This window comes from Tunicatimonas sp. (assembly GCF_049647865.1).
Taxonomy (GTDB): domain Bacteria; phylum Bacteroidota; class Bacteroidia; order Cytophagales; family Cyclobacteriaceae; genus Tunicatimonas.
This window is the reverse complement of record NZ_JBARYM010000191.1, coordinates 1-16064: the sequence shown is the minus strand read 5'-3', so window position 1 is coordinate 16064 and position 16064 is coordinate 1. Positions and strand designations below refer to the sequence as shown.

Here is a 16064-nt window from a genome sequence, read left to right as displayed (position 1 = left end):
TTTATATCTTTCTCAGTAGCATTAGGAGGGAGCTTCAGAATTTCTAAGTAGTAGTCGCGCATACTTTACACCGTAGATAATGGCCCTATAAACGCACCGATGCGTTTATTCTTCGATAACTTGTAAGTCAGGTATCCTTTGGGAGTGATATATTTTTTATGGCAATCTCTAATACTTTACATCTTGAGTAAAGTCTTTTCGGTTTTCTTCAAACTCACGATATTTTTCATCACTCATCACTGGCCCATCAGTAATTAGGCTCTCTAAATCATCCGCAGTACTGCTGTTCTTTTTGTTTGAAATCCTCTCAATCTCTACGTTCAGTTTATGCACCTCAGCAGTAGGTAGTTGATTAATGATAGCAATCAACTGTTCATATCCTATGTTTAGTTTGATCTCCATAGTTCAACTAGTTTATAAACTCATTCTACAAACTAACGTATTTTTTGATCTTGCAGATGCATGAGTTACTACACCGGTTGGTATATGCGTCATATTCTGAGGAGTTTAGCCCATATACGTTATTGCGCTTGGTTCTTCTATTTCTCAGCTATGATCATTCGATAGTCAGATTCAGATTTATGGTCACTTTCATCATCTTCAAAAATGTATTTAAACTTCTTGTTTGCGAGTCGGTCGAGGTGTCCACTAAAGTCAAGTGCTTGGTTCAGAATTTGAACTTTATTCCCGGTGTCTTGGATACAGACTATGATTAAGCAACCAGCCTTGACCTGCGATACTATTTCCTCGACTAGTCCGATTTCTTGTTTCTTATCCTTTTTAGCAAAATGAAACATACTGTCAAGCAGTATAAAATCAAACTCGCTAAAATTGTTAAAGGAATAGATGTCTCCGACTAGTCCAACTAAATTCAAATTTTCGGATTGAGCGACTTGATTCATTTGCTCTATTCCGACTTTAGAGTTGTCAACTCCGGTAACAGCATAGCCAAGTCGAGCCAAAGAAATTCCGTCTCTACCTTGTCCGCAACCTAAATCTAATACCTTTCCTTTTTTATAATATTCAGCAAAAAACTCAATCAGTTCTGGATATGGTTCTCCGAATAAGTGTTCAGTCTGATAATATTTGTCATAGGTTACTGCCATTTTGGTTCTTCTACATTAAATATGTTATCTATATGAACGTGCTGGTACCTTCGTTTGCCGGATCTCTATTTTGATAAGCTTGCTGATAAAAATAAAAAAATAGACTCCAAACTCATTATGTCACCAAAAAAATTCCTCGATATCTATCGGACATAGTTAAACGCTGTAAAACATCTACTGTCTTTTGAAAGTGAATAATAAGTAAATCGTGAGGAAAAGCTACTGCTCTACCACGTGTACTACATGGTTGGTTTGGTTAATTACCCCGGGGCGGATGTGACCTTTGAGGGGACTGCAATCGCGGTAGTCGAGACCATCGGCAATTTTAAGGTAGTGCTCATCAGACATCAGGTTATTGGTAGGATCAAAGCCTACCCAGCCCATGTTGGGAATAAAAGCCTCTAGCCAAGCGTGGGTTTGGGTTGAACCAATCATCCCTACTCCCTCATCCTGATTGAGATAGCCCGATACATAGCGACAGGGTAATTCCTGCTGTCGTAAGATGCCCAGCATCAGATGAGCGTAATCCTGGCAAACACCCCGAGAGTTCGCTAGCACCTCAGTGGCCGGAGTGGTGAACGTGGTTACACCCGACTGGTACTCCATCATTTCGTAAATGGACTGATTGAGGGAACTGATGTAGCTAAATAGGGGCTGCTCTTTTTGATAAAGTAAGGATTGGGGAATCTGCTTAATAGGCAGTTGGGTAAGATCAGTAGGCATGATATATAGGTAGCGATCTACCAGAAAATCTTCCGACTGAAGTACCTGCTGCTCTTCTTCCTGAGTGAGACTTTCGGCTACTGAGTGAAGAATATTTTCCTGCTTCTCTACCAGGCAAGCGGCACTGAAGCCAAGCTGGGTGAAGGGTTCATCTACCCGGAAACAAGTGATGTCGTAGCCAAAAGAATTTTTCGCCAGAAATATGGGTCGGTTCAGGGTATTGCTGATCGCTACTTCTTTGATTGTTTGAGTAGTATCTTCGCAGGGCATTACCAAAAACTCAAATAGCCCTTCCTGAACTACGTGTTCGTAGTGGTTTTCAGCTTCGTAGCGAATGCGATATGCAACCATTCAGTTTAAAGAGTAAAGTACTGGCGCTCCAATTCATTTCCAAGGGCATAAAGTTCCTGATTCACATCCTGGAGAAAATCTTCACCCTGATCAATAATTTCTTCCACGGTCATGTACTGAACGTGCGCTGCTAGCTTACCAATTGTAAACTCAACGGAATCGGGAGTAATAGGTTGACCATCGCTAATAACACGTAGGTGCAGCTTAAGTTTCTCCAAGTTATACAGAATAGACTTAGGAAATTTGCGGTTAAGAATAATAAAGTCGGTCACCAGCTTTTGGGTAGGGTGAGTGCCGTAGTGATTACGACTCATATCTAAGCCTCCGGCACTTCGTAGTAGTGAGGCCCAGTGATAATTACTAATAGCTGGATTCATCTGCTCATCAGGAATCCGGTGCACATCTTTTAGTTTAGCTAGGAGTATTTGGCTAATCTGTAAGGCTCGCTCTAGGTGCATTCCCGTGTAAATTAGTGACCAAGTATAGTTCCTTAGTAAAGTGTTGTCTATTACCCCCTTAATGATGCTCGTATTATCCATGCAGTGCTTGCAGAAGTCGTAGGGGCCTTTTCTTGTTAAATCATCGGTTGAAAAGGACTGGGTAGTATGGTAAAAGCGGTTAATGGCTTCCCATAATTCAGTAGAGATACTGCTGCGAACTCCTCGGGTATTTTCCCTTAGCATTCCGATGTAGTTTTTTACCGAGAACGGATATTGCTCATCTATGGTGAGAAAAGTGATTACCTCATTATCGGTTAATGAGGCTTGTTTCTGCTCAAAAGCTTCGCTCGCCTGGGTCATGAATAGTAGCGATTCCAATATCAGCTCTTTGTTCAGCGATGGTGGAAGGTCGGATGAGGATAAATACTGAGCCGAAACGTAACGGGCTAGTTGTCCTATCCGTTCGGCGTAGCGTCCTATCCAATAAAGACTATTAGCAGTTCGAGAAAGCATCATACGTTTGTAGTGTTATGGTATTTTAGTGCTAGGTATTATAGTGACCGCCGCGCGGTGTTTGGGTGATATAGATATAAAGCTAAGTGAAGATAACTATAACACTAAAGCACACTAATACTATAACACTGTATTCATTATTGACTTTGACTTTGCGTCTGGTGCGATGTAGCTGATTCGGTATGTTCCTGAAGTACCCAAGTATCTTTGGACCCGCCACCCTGCGAAGAGTTCACAACTAGGTTACCCCGCCGTAGCGCCACCCGGGTTAATCCTCCCTGACACACGTATTCCATTTCGTGACCGGTTAGGGCAAAGGTGCGTAGGTCAATATGGCGAGGCTCAAATTGCTGTTCATCTTCAATATAGGTAGTATGCACCGAAAGAGCCATGGTTGGCTGCCCGATGTACTTTCGGCGATTGCTTTTAAGCACTTCCTTAAAATCAGCCAGCTCTTGTTGCGAAGCTTTATTGCCGATAAATATTCCGTACCCGCCCGATTCATCTACCGGCTTCACTACCAATTCGTGCAAGTGTTCTAGTACGTACTGAAAATCATCGTCCTTTTCGCAGCGGTAGGTACGCACATTTTTAAGCAGCGGTTCTTCGTCTAAATAGTAGCGAATAATATCGGGAACGTAGGTGTATACTGCTTTATCATCCGCTACTCCGGTACCCGGGGCATTTGCCAGCGTAACGTTTCCTTCCCGAAAGGCGTGGATGATACCCGGCACCCCTAGCAGAGAATCAGGACGAAACACTAGCGGATCTAAAAATTCATCATCAACACGACGGTATACCACATCTACCTTCTTGGGACCGTGCATGGTTTTCATATATACAAAGTTATTCTCAACGTATAAGTCGCGAGGCTCTACCAGTTGCACTCCCATTTGGAGTGCCAAAAAAGAATGCTCGTAGTAAGCTGAGTTATAGACGCCCGGTGTGAGCAGCACACACAAAGGCTGGTCAGTGCCGGGCGGGGTCACACTCTTAAGTGCATCCAGCAACGCTTCGGGGTAATTTACTACCGGTTGTACCTGACTATTAAAAAACAAGTTGGGCAAAATACGCTTGGTTGCCATGCGATTAGATAGAACGTAGCTCACCCCCGAAGGGCAGCGCAAATTATCTTCTAGCACATAAAACTCACCATCCTTATGACGGATTACATCGGTTCCCGAAATGTGAACGTAAATCCCACCGTAAGGGGCGAAGCCCATCATCGCTTTACAGTAATTCTTAGAGGAAAAAATTAGTTCTTTCGGTACTACCTTGTCCTTTAGTATTTTCTTTTCATTGTATATATCGGCTAAAAATAGGTTCAACGCCCGATTACGCTGGGTCAATCCTTTCTCAAGCGCACTCCATTCTTGAGCAGTAATAATTCGGGGAAATAGATCGAACGGAAAAATACGTTCTACACCTTGCTGAGAGTCAGAATAAACGTTAAACGTGATACCCTGATCAAAGGAAGATTTCTTGGCATAATCGAATAGGTCGTGAAAGTCGGATAACGGTAACTGAGAGAAGTGACTGTAAATGCCCTGGTACTGAGCTCTAATGGTACCAGACTCGTCAAAGACCTCATCTAGAAATTCTCGGCTCTGAGGATATTGATCGAATAGCGAGGTTAAGTTAGGTACATTATTCATAAGTAGCGGTTACACAATAATTAGCAAAGTAAACAGAAACTAGCAATTACCGAATAATATCAGGTTATTCTGCCATTAGCCATTAGTCATTTCTATAAATCAAAAAATCCTGCCATCTCTAAGAATAGCAGGATATACCTAACCCCGATTGAGTTAATAGAGGCCTACTTTTTGAGTACGTGCTGGGTTATTACTTCGGTAGGAGTAATAATCTCCAGAATATAATACCCTGCGGGTAATTCGGCAGTTTCTATGCGCCAGGTTTCACCATCGTACGTGATACTACTTTTAGATACGAAGTATTTCTTTTTAGTGTAGATGGATTGAAAGCTCACTTCCACTATTTTTTCAATAGTACTGCTTTGAACAAATAGCTCCTCTTGAACCGGATTAGGAAATACCTGGGTTTCCTCTTCTTCGGTAAGCAGGTAATTTACGGTCTGCGATTCACCGTAGTGGGTTTCCCCGCCGGTTTCGTAGTAGGGAGTTGCGGTAAGGGTATATTCACCGGCCTGTGGATTAAACGCTAGCTTCTCATCGTCTTCACCGAAAAGAGTGTAGGGAGCCGTTTTATCAATTCTTTCCATACTTACGGGACCTTCTAACCTAAATTCCATGCCCGATATTTCGCCTTCGATAGCCTCCACCAGCAAGTTGTAGCCCGATTTATACAAATCTTGTATGGGAACTACGGTACGCTCAATAGGATCAACCTCATACAGCTCCCGCTCGGCCAGCCAATCAGTAATAACAGGATGGTTGATGGTTAAAAATGGGCTAGCGGCATTGAAGAAGTAAGGGCTCCCTGTGTATGGCAAACCATCTCCCCGCCTCTTACTAGCAGCGAATAATGTTGTCTTACCATCTGAACTGCCACTACCTAATAACTCTCTATTTGAAGCCTCCAAACGCAACCGAGGCTGCCAAACTCCTCCTTGCTTCTTAAATACGTATGTACCAGCTATAATGGAAGTGTCAGAAACATAGCTAATCCTGAGATTCGCATTTAGGGGGATGGAATCGGCTACTGGCAGATCAGTAGCTTGTATCTTAGTGCTTAGCGACCATTTTCCTCTAAAACTTTTCTTAAAAATAGAGATACTCCCCGCACTACTAGCCGCTATTGTATTTCCATTGATATCAATGCTCCTGAATGCTTTATCCAATTCAGGTTTCAACTTGGATGTCAACCGCCAATTGCTGCCCACTTTGTCGTATAGGTAGATTTCTTCATTGACTTTGCCTGTAGCTACTGCAATTTGCTCATCCGATATTGCGAAGCTCTCTGCCTCCGAAAACTGGTTAAGAATGGTATTGAATTTCCATATTCCGTTAACTTTTTCAAATATGTGTAATGTGCGTCTACGAGGATTAGCGGCAGCAGTAGTAGCATGGGCAGCAATAATATTATCAGCTATAGCTACTTTCTGACCAATATTGATATAGTCATTCATAATAGAAACTGGTAAACGTGTTTCTGCTGTCTGCTGCCAATTGCCTGATTTTTTCTCGTATACGTGTACTGCATTGGATGCTAAACTACCAGCCACCACTACTCCTTGGTCGACCGCCACGGAATGAAAATAGTGAGAAACATCAAATACATCAGTCCATTTAGAGCCCTGATTTTCATAAATTCGAAGTGAACTCTCGACATAGCGATTCAGGCTATCCACCCAATAGCTTGGTACACTCATTACTGAAACATCTTGGTCGACATCTAAGTATAGCTCATCAGAGTTAGCTTCGGCATCAAGGGCAATTAGTTCTTTTTGGTATTCATTAACAATAGGAGTCTGGGCTAGTAAATTATGAGTGGAGAAGATAATTAATGAGGCAACAAGTAAATAAAAAAGGTGAATGGTAAAAGTTATCATAATTCGGTACGGGTCACGAGTGAAAGAATATCCAATGATCTATTTACCCGCTTTATATCTTCCCACCGATTGAAGTAAACATAGTGAGAGAGTTTTTTCTTATAATTTGTAAATTAGTGCAGTACAGAACAACCTTAAAGCCCTTTCGTAGGGATTAGCCAAACAAATTAGGGTTCTATCACTTGTTTGAAATATGAGTAATAAAGAAAAATTAATGCAGCTAACAGACGAAGAACTGCGCCAGCGATTTCGTCAACATTCTGTACGAGGAATGATAGTTTCACTACTGCTACTAGCGGGCTTTCTGCTACTGTATTTTTTTGCCGATAGTGAGAACACAGCTATTTTCGTAGCCACGGTGGTCATTGCTACTGCTTCAATATTGCTGGCTATTTGGTACCACGCGCGCAAACGGCAAATCTTTAACGAGTTTAAGCGGCGGAGCAATGAAGGGTAGGAATCAAATTAGAGTTTAGAAAGTTGAAAAATTAAGCCTCAATGTCTAGCTTATAAAAATAGGCAGCTTCTCTTAGCTCAGAAAGGCTAAGATCCGCTGCCTGTCGGTCTACCAGGTGGCGACCTACCGGATTAGCTTAAGTTTTAATTCTGCGTCACTTTTCACCCCCGCTTTGTATTAATAATGATAGCCCCATTGCCTCCTCTCCCCCCGTACATCACCGGAGCTATTCCTTTGTGTACCTCAATGGTGGATACATCGCTGGGATTCATCATATTAACTGCAGTAGCATCTACCGGCATACCATCAATCACGTAGAGCGGACTTCGCCAGCTACCTCGGATAGAAACGTGGGTGTTCCAGCCGTAGTTAGTTACCCACACCCCCGGTACTCGGCCTTGTAAGGTTTCCAGTACATTAAATGCTGCCATTTGCGGTAGTTCATCCATCACCAAAATATGGTCAGCAAATGCGGCTGAACGAGAAATATCCCGTAGGTCTATATTGTAATTCCTCTTTAACTGAGATGGATTATATACTGCCGACGCGCTTTTGTTAGATGCTACACTTGCCGTAGCGGTTATTAGTAATATTAATAAACCGGATATATATTTTCTGTATGTTTTCATAATCATCAAGGGTTAGTTACCTGATTTTCTCGCTGCTACGCTATCCCCTCATTCACTTACTCAACAGTAACTACCCGTTTGAGAATTCCTAGATTTTGTTAAATAATGTTAAGGTAAGAAATTGACGGCGAGGTGCTCAAATTTTTTGTTTTGAGCAATAAGAAAAGCAGCTTAAAGAAGCCTCCGATATTACTTTGAAAATAGAAAAAATATAGTTGTTGCCGAACAGGATTTCTGTAAAATCTGGCTAAAGATTTGTGCTATCGTTGGTAACTAAACCTATCTTTACTATGAGAAAAATATTGTTATCAGTAGTTGGTTTTGCTCTTATTGCAATTACCGCTTTAGCGCAAGAAAATCCTTACTTAGGTGTAGGACGGTCGTTTGTTGGTGGCGGTTTATCGGTAAACATTTCCGACAATGAGAACGAAGGTGGTAATTTTACCAATCAGCGAACTTCGCGGAACAATTCCTTCAGTCTATCCCCTACTTACGGAAAGTTCTTTAATGACCGCTGGGCCTACGGAGTATCGTTTACAGTAGGGTTTGCTAATAATGAGCAGACAACTTCTGGCAATGACTTTATCGATCGATCAGTACAAGAATCTACTACAGTTGGTTTGACTCCTTTTTTACGCCGTTTTCTACCTATTACCGAACGCTTTGGCGCGTATTTGCAACCGCAGGTATCGTATCAATATAATAGCGGAATCATTGAACAAGATTTTCGGGTTAATAATGATCCAATTAACGACCAACTACGTACGTTCGATACCCGAAACCATCTTATCAGTGCCGGGATGCAAGGTGGGTTTTACTACTTCATCACTCAGCGATTTTCGGTAGAGACCAATCTGCTAAGCTTAGACTTCACCTACAGCAGTAACAACCGAGAGCGTACCGACGCTAGTGCTCAACCAGGAGAAAACACTCAATTAAGCAGTACTGCCGCCCGAATAAACTTAGTCAATCAGCTTTCCCTAGATAGAATCCTTATTCTCAATTACTACTTTTAAAATATTCTCTACAACCAAAACGATTGCTTAAGGGTCTTTAAATAAACAGTTGACGATGAAACAGCTAGTAGCACTTAGCTTATTGGTACTTCTATTTAGTTGCGATGAAGACGACTTTAAAAGTCTAGAAGTTCGGGATGACTCCTCAGTGAAGTCACTCAATGGCACCTGGCGAGTGATTGCTTACGAAGATTACGAACAAGGTGAGCTAATTGCCAAAACGGAGGAGAACTCGCGGGGCATGGACGTGATTGTCACTTTTGACGATACTACTGATCCACCCAGTATTGAGGGAAGTAATACGACCAACAGTATATGGGGAACTTTTGAGTACACCGGACCACGCTCATTTTCGGTTCCTGGTTTAGCTAGTACACTGGTAGGTCAACCCGAATGGGGCAATGTTTTTTCTGCTATTTTTACCGAAGGGGAACTGGTATTTACCGTTAACCCATCAAGTCTTAAAATTCATAATAGTTTGCAACAGCTCAGCGTGGTGCTGGAAAGAGAACAGTAAAGTTTGAAATTCACCCCGCACCCGATAAAAACTTTTTTCCACCTTCCTTGTAACTTTTGTTTCAGTCAGTTGTCTTCGGGATAACTATGGTACTGGAAGAATTTAAAACCCGTGTACTCCCCGTAAAGAATAAGCTGTATCGCTTTGCCTTGCGCTTCTTGAATAACGAAGACGAAGCCCAAGATGTGGTACAGGAAGTATTCATTAAAGCGTGGAACCAGCGGGAAGACCTTCATCTGTACCGCAGCGTAGAGGCCTGGTGCATGCAAGTGACCCGCAACCTCTCACTGAACCGGCTAAAATCCGGACATTACCGTAATACGCAGGAACTTACCGACGGACAGAAGGCGCACGATGACCCGTCACCGTACGACCAGGCCGAAATGCGGGATGTATTACAAACGATCGATCAATTGCTGCAACGCTTGCCCGCTGCCCAGCAACAGGTGTTACAATTACGCGATATGGAGGGCTACACGTATCAGGAGATTAGCAAAATTCTGGATATGCCCCTCGCGCAAGTAAAAGTGAACCTGTTTCGGGCTCGAAAAGCGCTGCGCGAACAGTTAATAAAAATGAATGCTTATGGAATTGACCACCATCCGTGAACTCGTAGAAAAGTACTGGGAAGGAGAAACTTCGCTGGAAGAAGAAGCGCAGTTGCAACGCTACTTTCAGGAGGAGGAAGCTCCGGCTGATTTGAAAAAAGAAGCGGCTCTGTTTCGGTATTACCAGTCAAATACACAGTCTCGTACGCTTGATGAGCGGTTTGACGAACAGCTTACTCAGCGTATTGAGCGGAAACAAGCGAAGCAACGATGGCTAACTTTTCGACCTGCTTTGCAAGTTGCAGCAGCTATCGTATTCATAATTTTTGCCGCAATACTATTTAAGAAAGAGTGGGAAAATCCGACTACGGAAAATAGTATAGTAGCCACGGTAGAAGATACGTACGAAGACCCGCGGTTGGCCTACGAGCAAACCAAAGAAGCCTTACTGCTGGTGTCCAGCTTAATGAACGAAGGAACGCAGCATATGCAAGAATTAGAAACTTTTAGTGAAGCCCAAGAAACTGTAAAAAAACAAATACCATGAAACGATTAATAATTATTATAACCGCAATTCAATTACTTGCACTGGGTGTGAATGCCCAAAATAATGTGCTTGCCCCATTATTTGACAAATATGCCGATGATGAAGCCTTTACCAAAGTTACCATCACCAGCAAAATGTTTAGCCTCTTTACTGAATTTGAACCTGAAGACCCGGACACCAAAGAGCTAACTGAAGCAGTAAGTAAACTAGAAGGGTTGAAAATTTTAGTCTCCGACAGTGTAAACAATGCTCGTCGGTACTTCAAAGATGCTACATCGCAGGTGCGAAAGGGAAACATGGAAGAGCTAATGTCAATCCGCGACGGTAAAGACGATATGCTCTTTATGATCCAGGAAGAAGCCGGAAAGATTAGTGAACTGGTGATGCTGGTAGGAGGTGAACATAAATTTGTAGCCCTCAGCCTTTACGGAGAGATTGACTTGAAGCAAATTTCTAAAATTTCCAAGGGAATGAAGATTGACGGTATGAAGTATCTGGAGAACATTGACAACGAAGGAGATGATGACCAAGAGTAAGCAACAAACCCTAAAATTAGCCAGCATATTCGTGCTGGCTTTTACTTGCTCTTTTGCTAGCCTAGCTCAGAGTCATACAGTAGATGATTTCCTGAAAGAACATCAGCCCAGCCAAAAGTTCTTTCTCTATCCTAGTACCTTGCGGATGGTCAACATAGAAAAGCATCCTGATTTTTATAATTTGGTCCACGATATTGATAAACTTAGGGTGCTGATGTACAATAAGAACGAACACGGCTTCTCTCAACAAACCATTCGTACTTTAAGTAAGGAAGTAGAGCAGGAAAATTATCAGGAGCTAATGACTTTCCAAGCCGACGGACAAAACGTACATTTGTACTCGTTAGGAGATGATGATACTCCCGAAGGCATAGTAGGCTTGGTAGAAACCGATGATACCATTATTCTTACTGATCTGGAAGGTTTTATCAACTTACCCGCTCTGCTTAAGTTGTTTCAGGGAGATTTCAATTTTGAGGACATCGCAGGTGTAGTAAATTTGGCCGCTCAGATACAAGGAGAGTTTGAGGAAGATAATGAATAGTAAACACCCGAACACATTAACACCCTAATAATTGAACACTCCCACTCTTCAAATACAAAACCTCCATAAGCACTACGGTAAGGTTCACGCGGTGAATAATTTGTCGCTAGAAGTGCAGCCAGGGCAAGTCTTCGGCCTGCTGGGGCCGAACGGTAGCGGAAAAACTACCACGCTAGGAATTATTCTGGATGTGATTAAAAGGAGTGGTGGCGAATACCGCTGGTTTGGCGAAGCACCTTCAGCCGAAAGCCGTAAAAAGATTGGTGCCATTTTAGAAACTCCGGTGTTTTATCCCTACCTCTCGGCGGTAGATAATCTCAAGATTGTTGCCCTCATTAAAGGGACCGACGAGAGCCGGATTGATACGGTACTGCAAACGGTAGACCTACACGAGCGCAGAAACGATGCGTTTAAAACCTACTCCCTGGGAATGAAACAGCGGTTAGCCATTGCTTCGGCTTTGCTAGCCGACCCCGACGTGATGATTCTGGATGAACCGACCAACGGCCTTGATCCGCAGGGTATTGCCGAGATTCGTCAACTTATTGTTCAAATTGCTCAGCAAGGAAAAACCATAATTCTGGCTAGCCATCTGCTGGACGAAGTGCAAAAGGTCTGCTCTCACTTTGCGGTGCTGAAGAAAGGAAAGTTGATTTACACCGGAGGCGTAGACGAAGCCCTTACCGGAACCGATACCGTAGAAGTTGCCGCTAGTGATATGAAGTCACTGGAAGAAGCTATCCAGCAGTTTACTCACACCGAATCTGTTCGTCCGGAAAAGCAATTCTTACGAGTGCGATTAAATAACAATCAGAGCAGTACTGACCTGAACCGATTTCTGATCGAGCGAGGAATTATTGTCTCTCATCTTTCGCAACGGACTAACAGCCTAGAACAGCAATTCTTACAGATTCTGGCAACTGATCCAGCTTCAACCAATCAATCTTCTCTCGCTAACCAAACCGCTACTAACCATGCCTAGACTAATTGCTATTGAATGGTTAAAGCTTAAAAGTTATCGCCCGTTCTGGATACTGATGATACTGTACTTCGTGGTGCTTGGACTGGTATTAAGTGGAGTAGGCTTCTTTCTGGAATACTTGGCAAGCATGAACGGTGCAGAAATCAACGGACTGGACCCATCGATGGTGCCCTTCTACGATTTTGCTGACATCTGGCAGAATCTGACGTATATGGCGACTTACCTAAACATATTTTTAGGTTTTATTGTGGTGATTTCAATTACCAATGAATACAGCTACAAAACCATCCGCCAGCACATAATCGATGGCCTCACTCGCTGGGAGTTCTTAACTAGCAAACTGCTGATTATTTTAACGATTACAGTAGTGAATACGCTTTTCGTATTCATCCTAGGTTTAATTCTAGGGTTAATCTATTCTCCGGTAAAAGGGCTGGATGTGATATTTACAAATGCTGATTTTCTGCTGGCGTACTTTCTAGATGTAGGAGTGTTTTTAACCTTTGCTTTATTAGTAGGAATGTTAATCAAGCGTACCGGATTTGCTATTGTGCTGCTGGCGTTGTATACATTTTTTCTCGAGCCAATCACCGCATTGATTCTATCGCAAATATATCCTCAGTATACTTTTCACCAGTACTTTCCTATTCGGGCTATTAATAACCTGATTCCGGTGCCGTTTGGTAAATATGCGTTTCAGGAGGTGCAGGATTACGTAGCTTTGGGTGATGTTGCTTTAGTAGTAGCCTACGCTGTACTGTTTATCTTTCTAAGCTACCAGCTGTTAAAGGGGCGAGACATCAGTGGGTAGTTATCAAGAAAGTCGCACCTCATTACGGAGATACGGCTTTAACTAACTCTATACTCAAACCATATTATTTACCAGCTCGGGCGGCCTGATCTTCACCAGCTCGGCGTCCGTATTCGGAAAAGATCAATGTTACGGCATTTTTAAGAGTTTCTTCTCGATTATCCATATTCACTTCCAACACGCCCGGAGCGTACCCCTGCCAAACTAGTTGCTTCTGCTCTCGATCAATTAAATCAATGACTACATCGCCTTCCTTAGCTTGACTAATATTGCTATTGAACGAAGAACCACCAACCCACCATCCGTAGAAACCTGGATTATAATTTTGTGAACCGCTAATTCGGTTTTCAACTACCACTTGAGAGTTCACCAGTAGATCAGGGCGCTCGCTAGATAGCGCATAGCCTCGTCCTTCCATCTCTCGCTGAATAGCTTCCTTTAAGCGCTTTTTTATCAGCGTATTGTAAAATAGCGGTTCATTTCCTTCTATTTTACTGTGTTCTTGCTGAAATTCATCTGCCCAGTAAAATGTGGTGTAATCACTAAACTCGGCATCCCGATCATAGTCAGTTAGCACTGAATATGAAGTAGTGCAACGAACCAACAGAAGGCTGATGGCTATTATTCCTAATACCTTTATACTTTTCATAATTATTCGATTAAGTTGAAAAAAGTTATTTAGCCTTCTAGCTGCTATTCTATCTATTTTAAATGTACAGCAGAAGAATAAGCGTATCTAAAAAATTTGTTAGAAGTAAAAATTTCTTCAGAAGGATTCTAACACATTCAGTATTAATAGACTGATAGTTATGCTATTACTAACAATGAAAGGCAAAAAGTGTTAAGAGCGATAAGGAAAAGCACTAAATCGTTTCGTATTTTGCTCAGGCAACATATTGTTATGCTTGGTTCTTAACCGGCACTTTCGATGAGTCAGAGTAACGGGGATAATGCACCATCTTTTTGTACGTCTTCAGCAGCGTTTGGGGCGGAAAGCCGAGGCGGTACATCAGAAATACAATGCTATTAGCAACGTTCACCCGAAGGTAACTATTGTCTTGGTACTTACGGGCTGAGACTAAGGCAGTATTGGGCATGATGACAAATTTTCCCGCTTTCCGCGACCGGCGGATAAAGTCAAAATCCTCCATTACTATGTAGTACTCATCGTAGCCATTGAGTTGCTCAAAATGCTCGCGCGTAACAAACAACGTTTGGTCACCTCCCCGACAGGAAATCCAGTTGAAGCGCGTTAAAAAACCATTAAGTTTCAAAAAAGGGTGCTCATCTTCAAACTGGCTGCGGTAGCTACCACTGGTATAGCCTTGCTGTACGTAATTAACAATATCGCTCAGGTAATCGGGAGAGGGCAGGGTATCAGCATGAATAAAATATAGAATATCTCCCTGGGCTTGGCTAGTAGCATAATTCATTTGAGCGGCTCGCCCTTTCCGGGGAGAGTGCAATACGTAAGCTCCGGCAGCTACCGCTAGGGCAACAGTACTGTCGGTGCTACCCCCATCGCAGACAATAACTTCGGCTAATGTCGTATTGTGGTGCTCTAACAAGTAAGTCACTAACTTACTTATTCTTTCCTCTTCATTGTACGTCGGAATAATGACACTTATCTTCATATTTGGTACACTTCACAGCCTTTGTTTGCATTTCTAGTTACTACCGCAAATCTGTTTCTCTTAAAAGTACGTAGTAATAACCACTAGCGGATTTATCTACTACTTTAAATACTAAATTTATGAAAATGTTCACTAATATATTTTTGCTTTTTTCGGCTTCTTTGCTGTTGATGTGCTCTTCAGCTAAAAAAGGGCCGCAGGCTTCCCACAAAAAATCATACTCTAACGTGACTCTTTCTAAAGAATTAGTGCGTGCTGCCCGCGATGGAAAAGATGCTGCTCAGATTATGGACAAGCTAGCAACTGTCTCGGTAGAAGAGTTATCGGCTGAACTGGATACTGATGAGTCGAAGAAGGCTTTCTGGATTAATGTGTACAACGGCTACGTGCAGCATATTCTGACGAAACAGCCGGAGCTATTTGAAGACCGGGGAGCTTTTTTTAAGAAAGACCAGATTACAATAGCGGGCGAACTAATCAGTCTGGATAAAATTGAGCACGGTATTATCCGGGGTTCAAAAGTTAAGTGGCTACTAGGGCTAGTATCCGATCCATTCGCTGACAAATATGAGCGTACTTTCCGGACCGATAAAGCTGATGGGCGAATACACTTTGCGTTGAACTGCGGAGCCAAAAGCTGTCCTTACATTGCAGTCTACGATGCACCTTATATGGACGAGCAACTGGATGAGATTGCTCAACAGTTCTTGACGCGTACTAGCAGTTACGAAGCGGAAAATGAAAAGGTGAATGTGACTTCGCTGTTTAGTTGGTTCCGAGGCGATTTTGGAGGTAAAAGCGGCATTCGTGATTTTTTGCGGAAATACAAGGTAATCCCCCAAGAAGCTGATCCATCTTTATCTTTTCAAGATTACGACTGGACCTTAGAATTGGGCAACTACACGGAATTAAGTGTAGGAAAGACGGCAGCGAGATAGGGCTAAAAATAGAAAAAGGGAAGCTAAGATAGCCTCCCTTTCATGTTGCAAATCACTTAATTGCGGATTAGTTCAAATCAAAGCGATCTAAATTCATCACTTTAGTCCAAGCCGCTACAAAGTCGTTCACAAACTTCTCTTTGGAATCTTGGCAAGCGTAGACTTCAGCGATAGACCGTAGCTCAGAGTTTGAGCCGAAGATCAAATCGGTCCGGGTGCCTACCCAACTAAAATCTCCTG

At 42.6% G+C, this 16064-nt stretch carries 19 protein-coding genes; 10 read left to right on the top strand and 9 right to left on the bottom strand.

Going from position 1 to position 16064, the window contains the following annotated elements; genetic code table 11:
- Window positions 1–168: 168 nt before the first annotated feature.
- The 6 genes from WBA23_RS05850 to WBA23_RS05825 form a co-directional block, all read right to left on the bottom strand.
- Window positions 169–402 carry a hypothetical protein gene (locus WBA23_RS05850; RefSeq protein WP_424581315.1) on the bottom strand — a complete coding sequence of 78 codons (234 nt, stop codon included), beginning with the start codon at window positions 400–402 and terminating at the stop codon, window positions 169–171.
- A 137-nt stretch (window positions 403–539) separates the two neighbouring features.
- On the bottom strand, window positions 540–1106 hold the full coding sequence (locus WBA23_RS05845; protein WP_424581314.1) for a class I SAM-dependent methyltransferase: 567 nt from the start codon (window positions 1104–1106) through the stop codon (window positions 540–542).
- A 219-nt stretch (window positions 1107–1325) separates the two neighbouring features.
- A complete protein-coding gene (locus tag WBA23_RS05840; protein ID WP_424581313.1) occupies window positions 1326–2180 on the bottom strand; it encodes a transglutaminase-like domain-containing protein in 855 nt (284 codons plus the stop codon).
- A 5-nt stretch (window positions 2181–2185) separates the two neighbouring features.
- On the bottom strand, window positions 2186–3136 hold the full coding sequence (locus WBA23_RS05835; RefSeq protein WP_424581312.1) for an alpha-E domain-containing protein: 951 nt from the start codon (window positions 3134–3136) through the stop codon (window positions 2186–2188).
- 134 nt (window positions 3137–3270) lie between these two features.
- The gene (locus WBA23_RS05830; RefSeq protein WP_424581311.1) at window positions 3271–4788 is read right to left on the bottom strand and encodes a circularly permuted type 2 ATP-grasp protein; all 1518 of its coding nucleotides are present in this window, start codon (window positions 4786–4788) and stop codon (window positions 3271–3273) included.
- 164 nt (window positions 4789–4952) lie between these two features.
- The gene (locus WBA23_RS05825) at window positions 4953–6665 is read right to left on the bottom strand and encodes a T9SS type A sorting domain-containing protein (protein WP_424581310.1); all 1713 of its coding nucleotides are present in this window, start codon (window positions 6663–6665) and stop codon (window positions 4953–4955) included.
- A gap of 193 nt (window positions 6666–6858) precedes the next feature.
- Between WBA23_RS05825 and WBA23_RS05820 the strand changes: the two genes are divergently transcribed.
- Window positions 6859–7122: a hypothetical protein gene (locus tag WBA23_RS05820; RefSeq protein WP_424581309.1), complete on the top strand. Its 264-nt coding sequence runs from the start codon at window positions 6859–6861 to the stop codon at window positions 7120–7122.
- A 161-nt stretch (window positions 7123–7283) separates the two neighbouring features.
- On the opposite strand, the gene WBA23_RS05815 is transcribed toward WBA23_RS05820, so the two are convergent.
- Window positions 7284–7751 carry a TonB-dependent receptor plug domain-containing protein gene (locus WBA23_RS05815; protein WP_424581308.1) on the bottom strand — a complete coding sequence of 156 codons (468 nt, stop codon included), beginning with the start codon at window positions 7749–7751 and terminating at the stop codon, window positions 7284–7286.
- Between the two features lie 290 nt (window positions 7752–8041).
- Here WBA23_RS05815 and WBA23_RS05810 point away from each other — a divergent pair, with 290 nt between their 5' ends.
- From WBA23_RS05810 to WBA23_RS05775, 8 genes are all read left to right on the top strand, one after another.
- A complete protein-coding gene (locus WBA23_RS05810; RefSeq protein ID WP_424581307.1) occupies window positions 8042–8767 on the top strand; it encodes a hypothetical protein in 726 nt (241 codons plus the stop codon).
- A gap of 55 nt (window positions 8768–8822) precedes the next feature.
- Entirely contained in the window at window positions 8823–9284 is a 462-nt protein-coding gene (locus WBA23_RS05805; RefSeq protein ID WP_424581306.1) for a hypothetical protein, read from the top strand.
- 86 nt (window positions 9285–9370) lie between these two features.
- A complete protein-coding gene (locus WBA23_RS05800; RefSeq protein ID WP_424581305.1) occupies window positions 9371–9892 on the top strand; it encodes an RNA polymerase sigma factor in 522 nt (173 codons plus the stop codon).
- A complete protein-coding gene (locus WBA23_RS05795; RefSeq protein ID WP_424581304.1) occupies window positions 9870–10379 on the top strand; it encodes a hypothetical protein in 510 nt (169 codons plus the stop codon). The genes WBA23_RS05800 and WBA23_RS05795 overlap by 23 nt, the downstream gene beginning before the upstream one ends.
- Window positions 10376–10915, top strand: coding sequence for a DUF4252 domain-containing protein (locus WBA23_RS05790; protein WP_424581303.1), 540 nt, complete (start codon window positions 10376–10378; stop codon window positions 10913–10915). The genes WBA23_RS05795 and WBA23_RS05790 overlap by 4 nt, the downstream gene beginning before the upstream one ends.
- Window positions 10899–11459: a DUF4252 domain-containing protein gene (locus tag WBA23_RS05785; protein ID WP_424581302.1), complete on the top strand. Its 561-nt coding sequence runs from the start codon at window positions 10899–10901 to the stop codon at window positions 11457–11459. The genes WBA23_RS05790 and WBA23_RS05785 overlap by 17 nt, the downstream gene beginning before the upstream one ends.
- A 31-nt stretch (window positions 11460–11490) precedes the next feature.
- The gene (locus WBA23_RS05780) at window positions 11491–12441 is read left to right on the top strand and encodes an ABC transporter ATP-binding protein (protein ID WP_424581301.1); all 951 of its coding nucleotides are present in this window, start codon (window positions 11491–11493) and stop codon (window positions 12439–12441) included.
- Window positions 12434–13252 carry an ABC transporter permease gene (locus tag WBA23_RS05775; RefSeq protein ID WP_424581300.1) on the top strand — a complete coding sequence of 273 codons (819 nt, stop codon included), beginning with the start codon at window positions 12434–12436 and terminating at the stop codon, window positions 13250–13252. Before WBA23_RS05780 ends, WBA23_RS05775 begins: the two co-directional genes overlap by 8 nt.
- 64 nt (window positions 13253–13316) lie before the next feature.
- Here the strand turns inward: WBA23_RS05775 and WBA23_RS05770 are convergent, their stop codons facing one another.
- Both WBA23_RS05770 and WBA23_RS05765 read right to left on the bottom strand, forming a co-directional pair.
- Complete coding sequence (locus WBA23_RS05770) at window positions 13317–13901, bottom strand: DUF4136 domain-containing protein (RefSeq protein ID WP_424581299.1); 585 nt, start codon at window positions 13899–13901, stop codon at window positions 13317–13319.
- Window positions 13902–14151: 250 nt separating this feature from the next.
- Window positions 14152–14886 carry a TIGR04283 family arsenosugar biosynthesis glycosyltransferase gene (locus WBA23_RS05765; protein ID WP_424581298.1) on the bottom strand — a complete coding sequence of 245 codons (735 nt, stop codon included), beginning with the start codon at window positions 14884–14886 and terminating at the stop codon, window positions 14152–14154.
- A gap of 125 nt (window positions 14887–15011) precedes the next feature.
- Here WBA23_RS05765 and WBA23_RS05760 point away from each other — a divergent pair, with 125 nt between their 5' ends.
- On the top strand, window positions 15012–15824 hold the full coding sequence (locus tag WBA23_RS05760; protein ID WP_424581297.1) for a DUF547 domain-containing protein: 813 nt from the start codon (window positions 15012–15014) through the stop codon (window positions 15822–15824).
- Window positions 15825–16064 lie beyond the last annotated feature (240 nt).

Coding starts and splice junctions, on each gene's coding strand:
- WBA23_RS05775 (WP_424581300.1), top strand. CDS start 12,434: ATGCCTAGACTAATTGCTATTGAATGGTTAAAGCTTAAAAGTTATCGC.
- WBA23_RS05820 (WP_424581309.1), top strand. CDS start 6,859: ATGAGTAATAAAGAAAAATTAATGCAGCTAACAGACGAAGAACTGCGC.
- WBA23_RS05845 (WP_424581314.1), bottom strand. CDS start 1,106: ATGGCAGTAACCTATGACAAATATTATCAGACTGAACACTTATTCGGA.
- WBA23_RS05785 (WP_424581302.1), top strand. CDS start 10,899: ATGATGACCAAGAGTAAGCAACAAACCCTAAAATTAGCCAGCATATTC.
- WBA23_RS05850 (WP_424581315.1), bottom strand. CDS start 402: ATGGAGATCAAACTAAACATAGGATATGAACAGTTGATTGCTATCATT.
- WBA23_RS05830 (WP_424581311.1), bottom strand. CDS start 4,788: ATGAATAATGTACCTAACTTAACCTCGCTATTCGATCAATATCCTCAG.
- WBA23_RS05795 (WP_424581304.1), top strand. CDS start 9,870: ATGGAATTGACCACCATCCGTGAACTCGTAGAAAAGTACTGGGAAGGA.
- WBA23_RS05835 (WP_424581312.1), bottom strand. CDS start 3,136: ATGATGCTTTCTCGAACTGCTAATAGTCTTTATTGGATAGGACGCTAC.
- WBA23_RS05790 (WP_424581303.1), top strand. CDS start 10,376: ATGAAACGATTAATAATTATTATAACCGCAATTCAATTACTTGCACTG.
- WBA23_RS05770 (WP_424581299.1), bottom strand. CDS start 13,901: ATGAAAAGTATAAAGGTATTAGGAATAATAGCCATCAGCCTTCTGTTG.
- WBA23_RS05810 (WP_424581307.1), top strand. CDS start 8,042: ATGAGAAAAATATTGTTATCAGTAGTTGGTTTTGCTCTTATTGCAATT.
- WBA23_RS05800 (WP_424581305.1), top strand. CDS start 9,371: ATGGTACTGGAAGAATTTAAAACCCGTGTACTCCCCGTAAAGAATAAG.
- WBA23_RS05825 (WP_424581310.1), bottom strand. CDS start 6,665: ATGATAACTTTTACCATTCACCTTTTTTATTTACTTGTTGCCTCATTA.
- WBA23_RS05760 (WP_424581297.1), top strand. CDS start 15,012: ATGTTCACTAATATATTTTTGCTTTTTTCGGCTTCTTTGCTGTTGATG.
- WBA23_RS05815 (WP_424581308.1), bottom strand. CDS start 7,751: ATGAAAACATACAGAAAATATATATCCGGTTTATTAATATTACTAATA.
- WBA23_RS05840 (WP_424581313.1), bottom strand. CDS start 2,180: ATGGTTGCATATCGCATTCGCTACGAAGCTGAAAACCACTACGAACAC.
- WBA23_RS05805 (WP_424581306.1), top strand. CDS start 8,823: ATGAAACAGCTAGTAGCACTTAGCTTATTGGTACTTCTATTTAGTTGC.
- WBA23_RS05765 (WP_424581298.1), bottom strand. CDS start 14,886: ATGAAGATAAGTGTCATTATTCCGACGTACAATGAAGAGGAAAGAATA.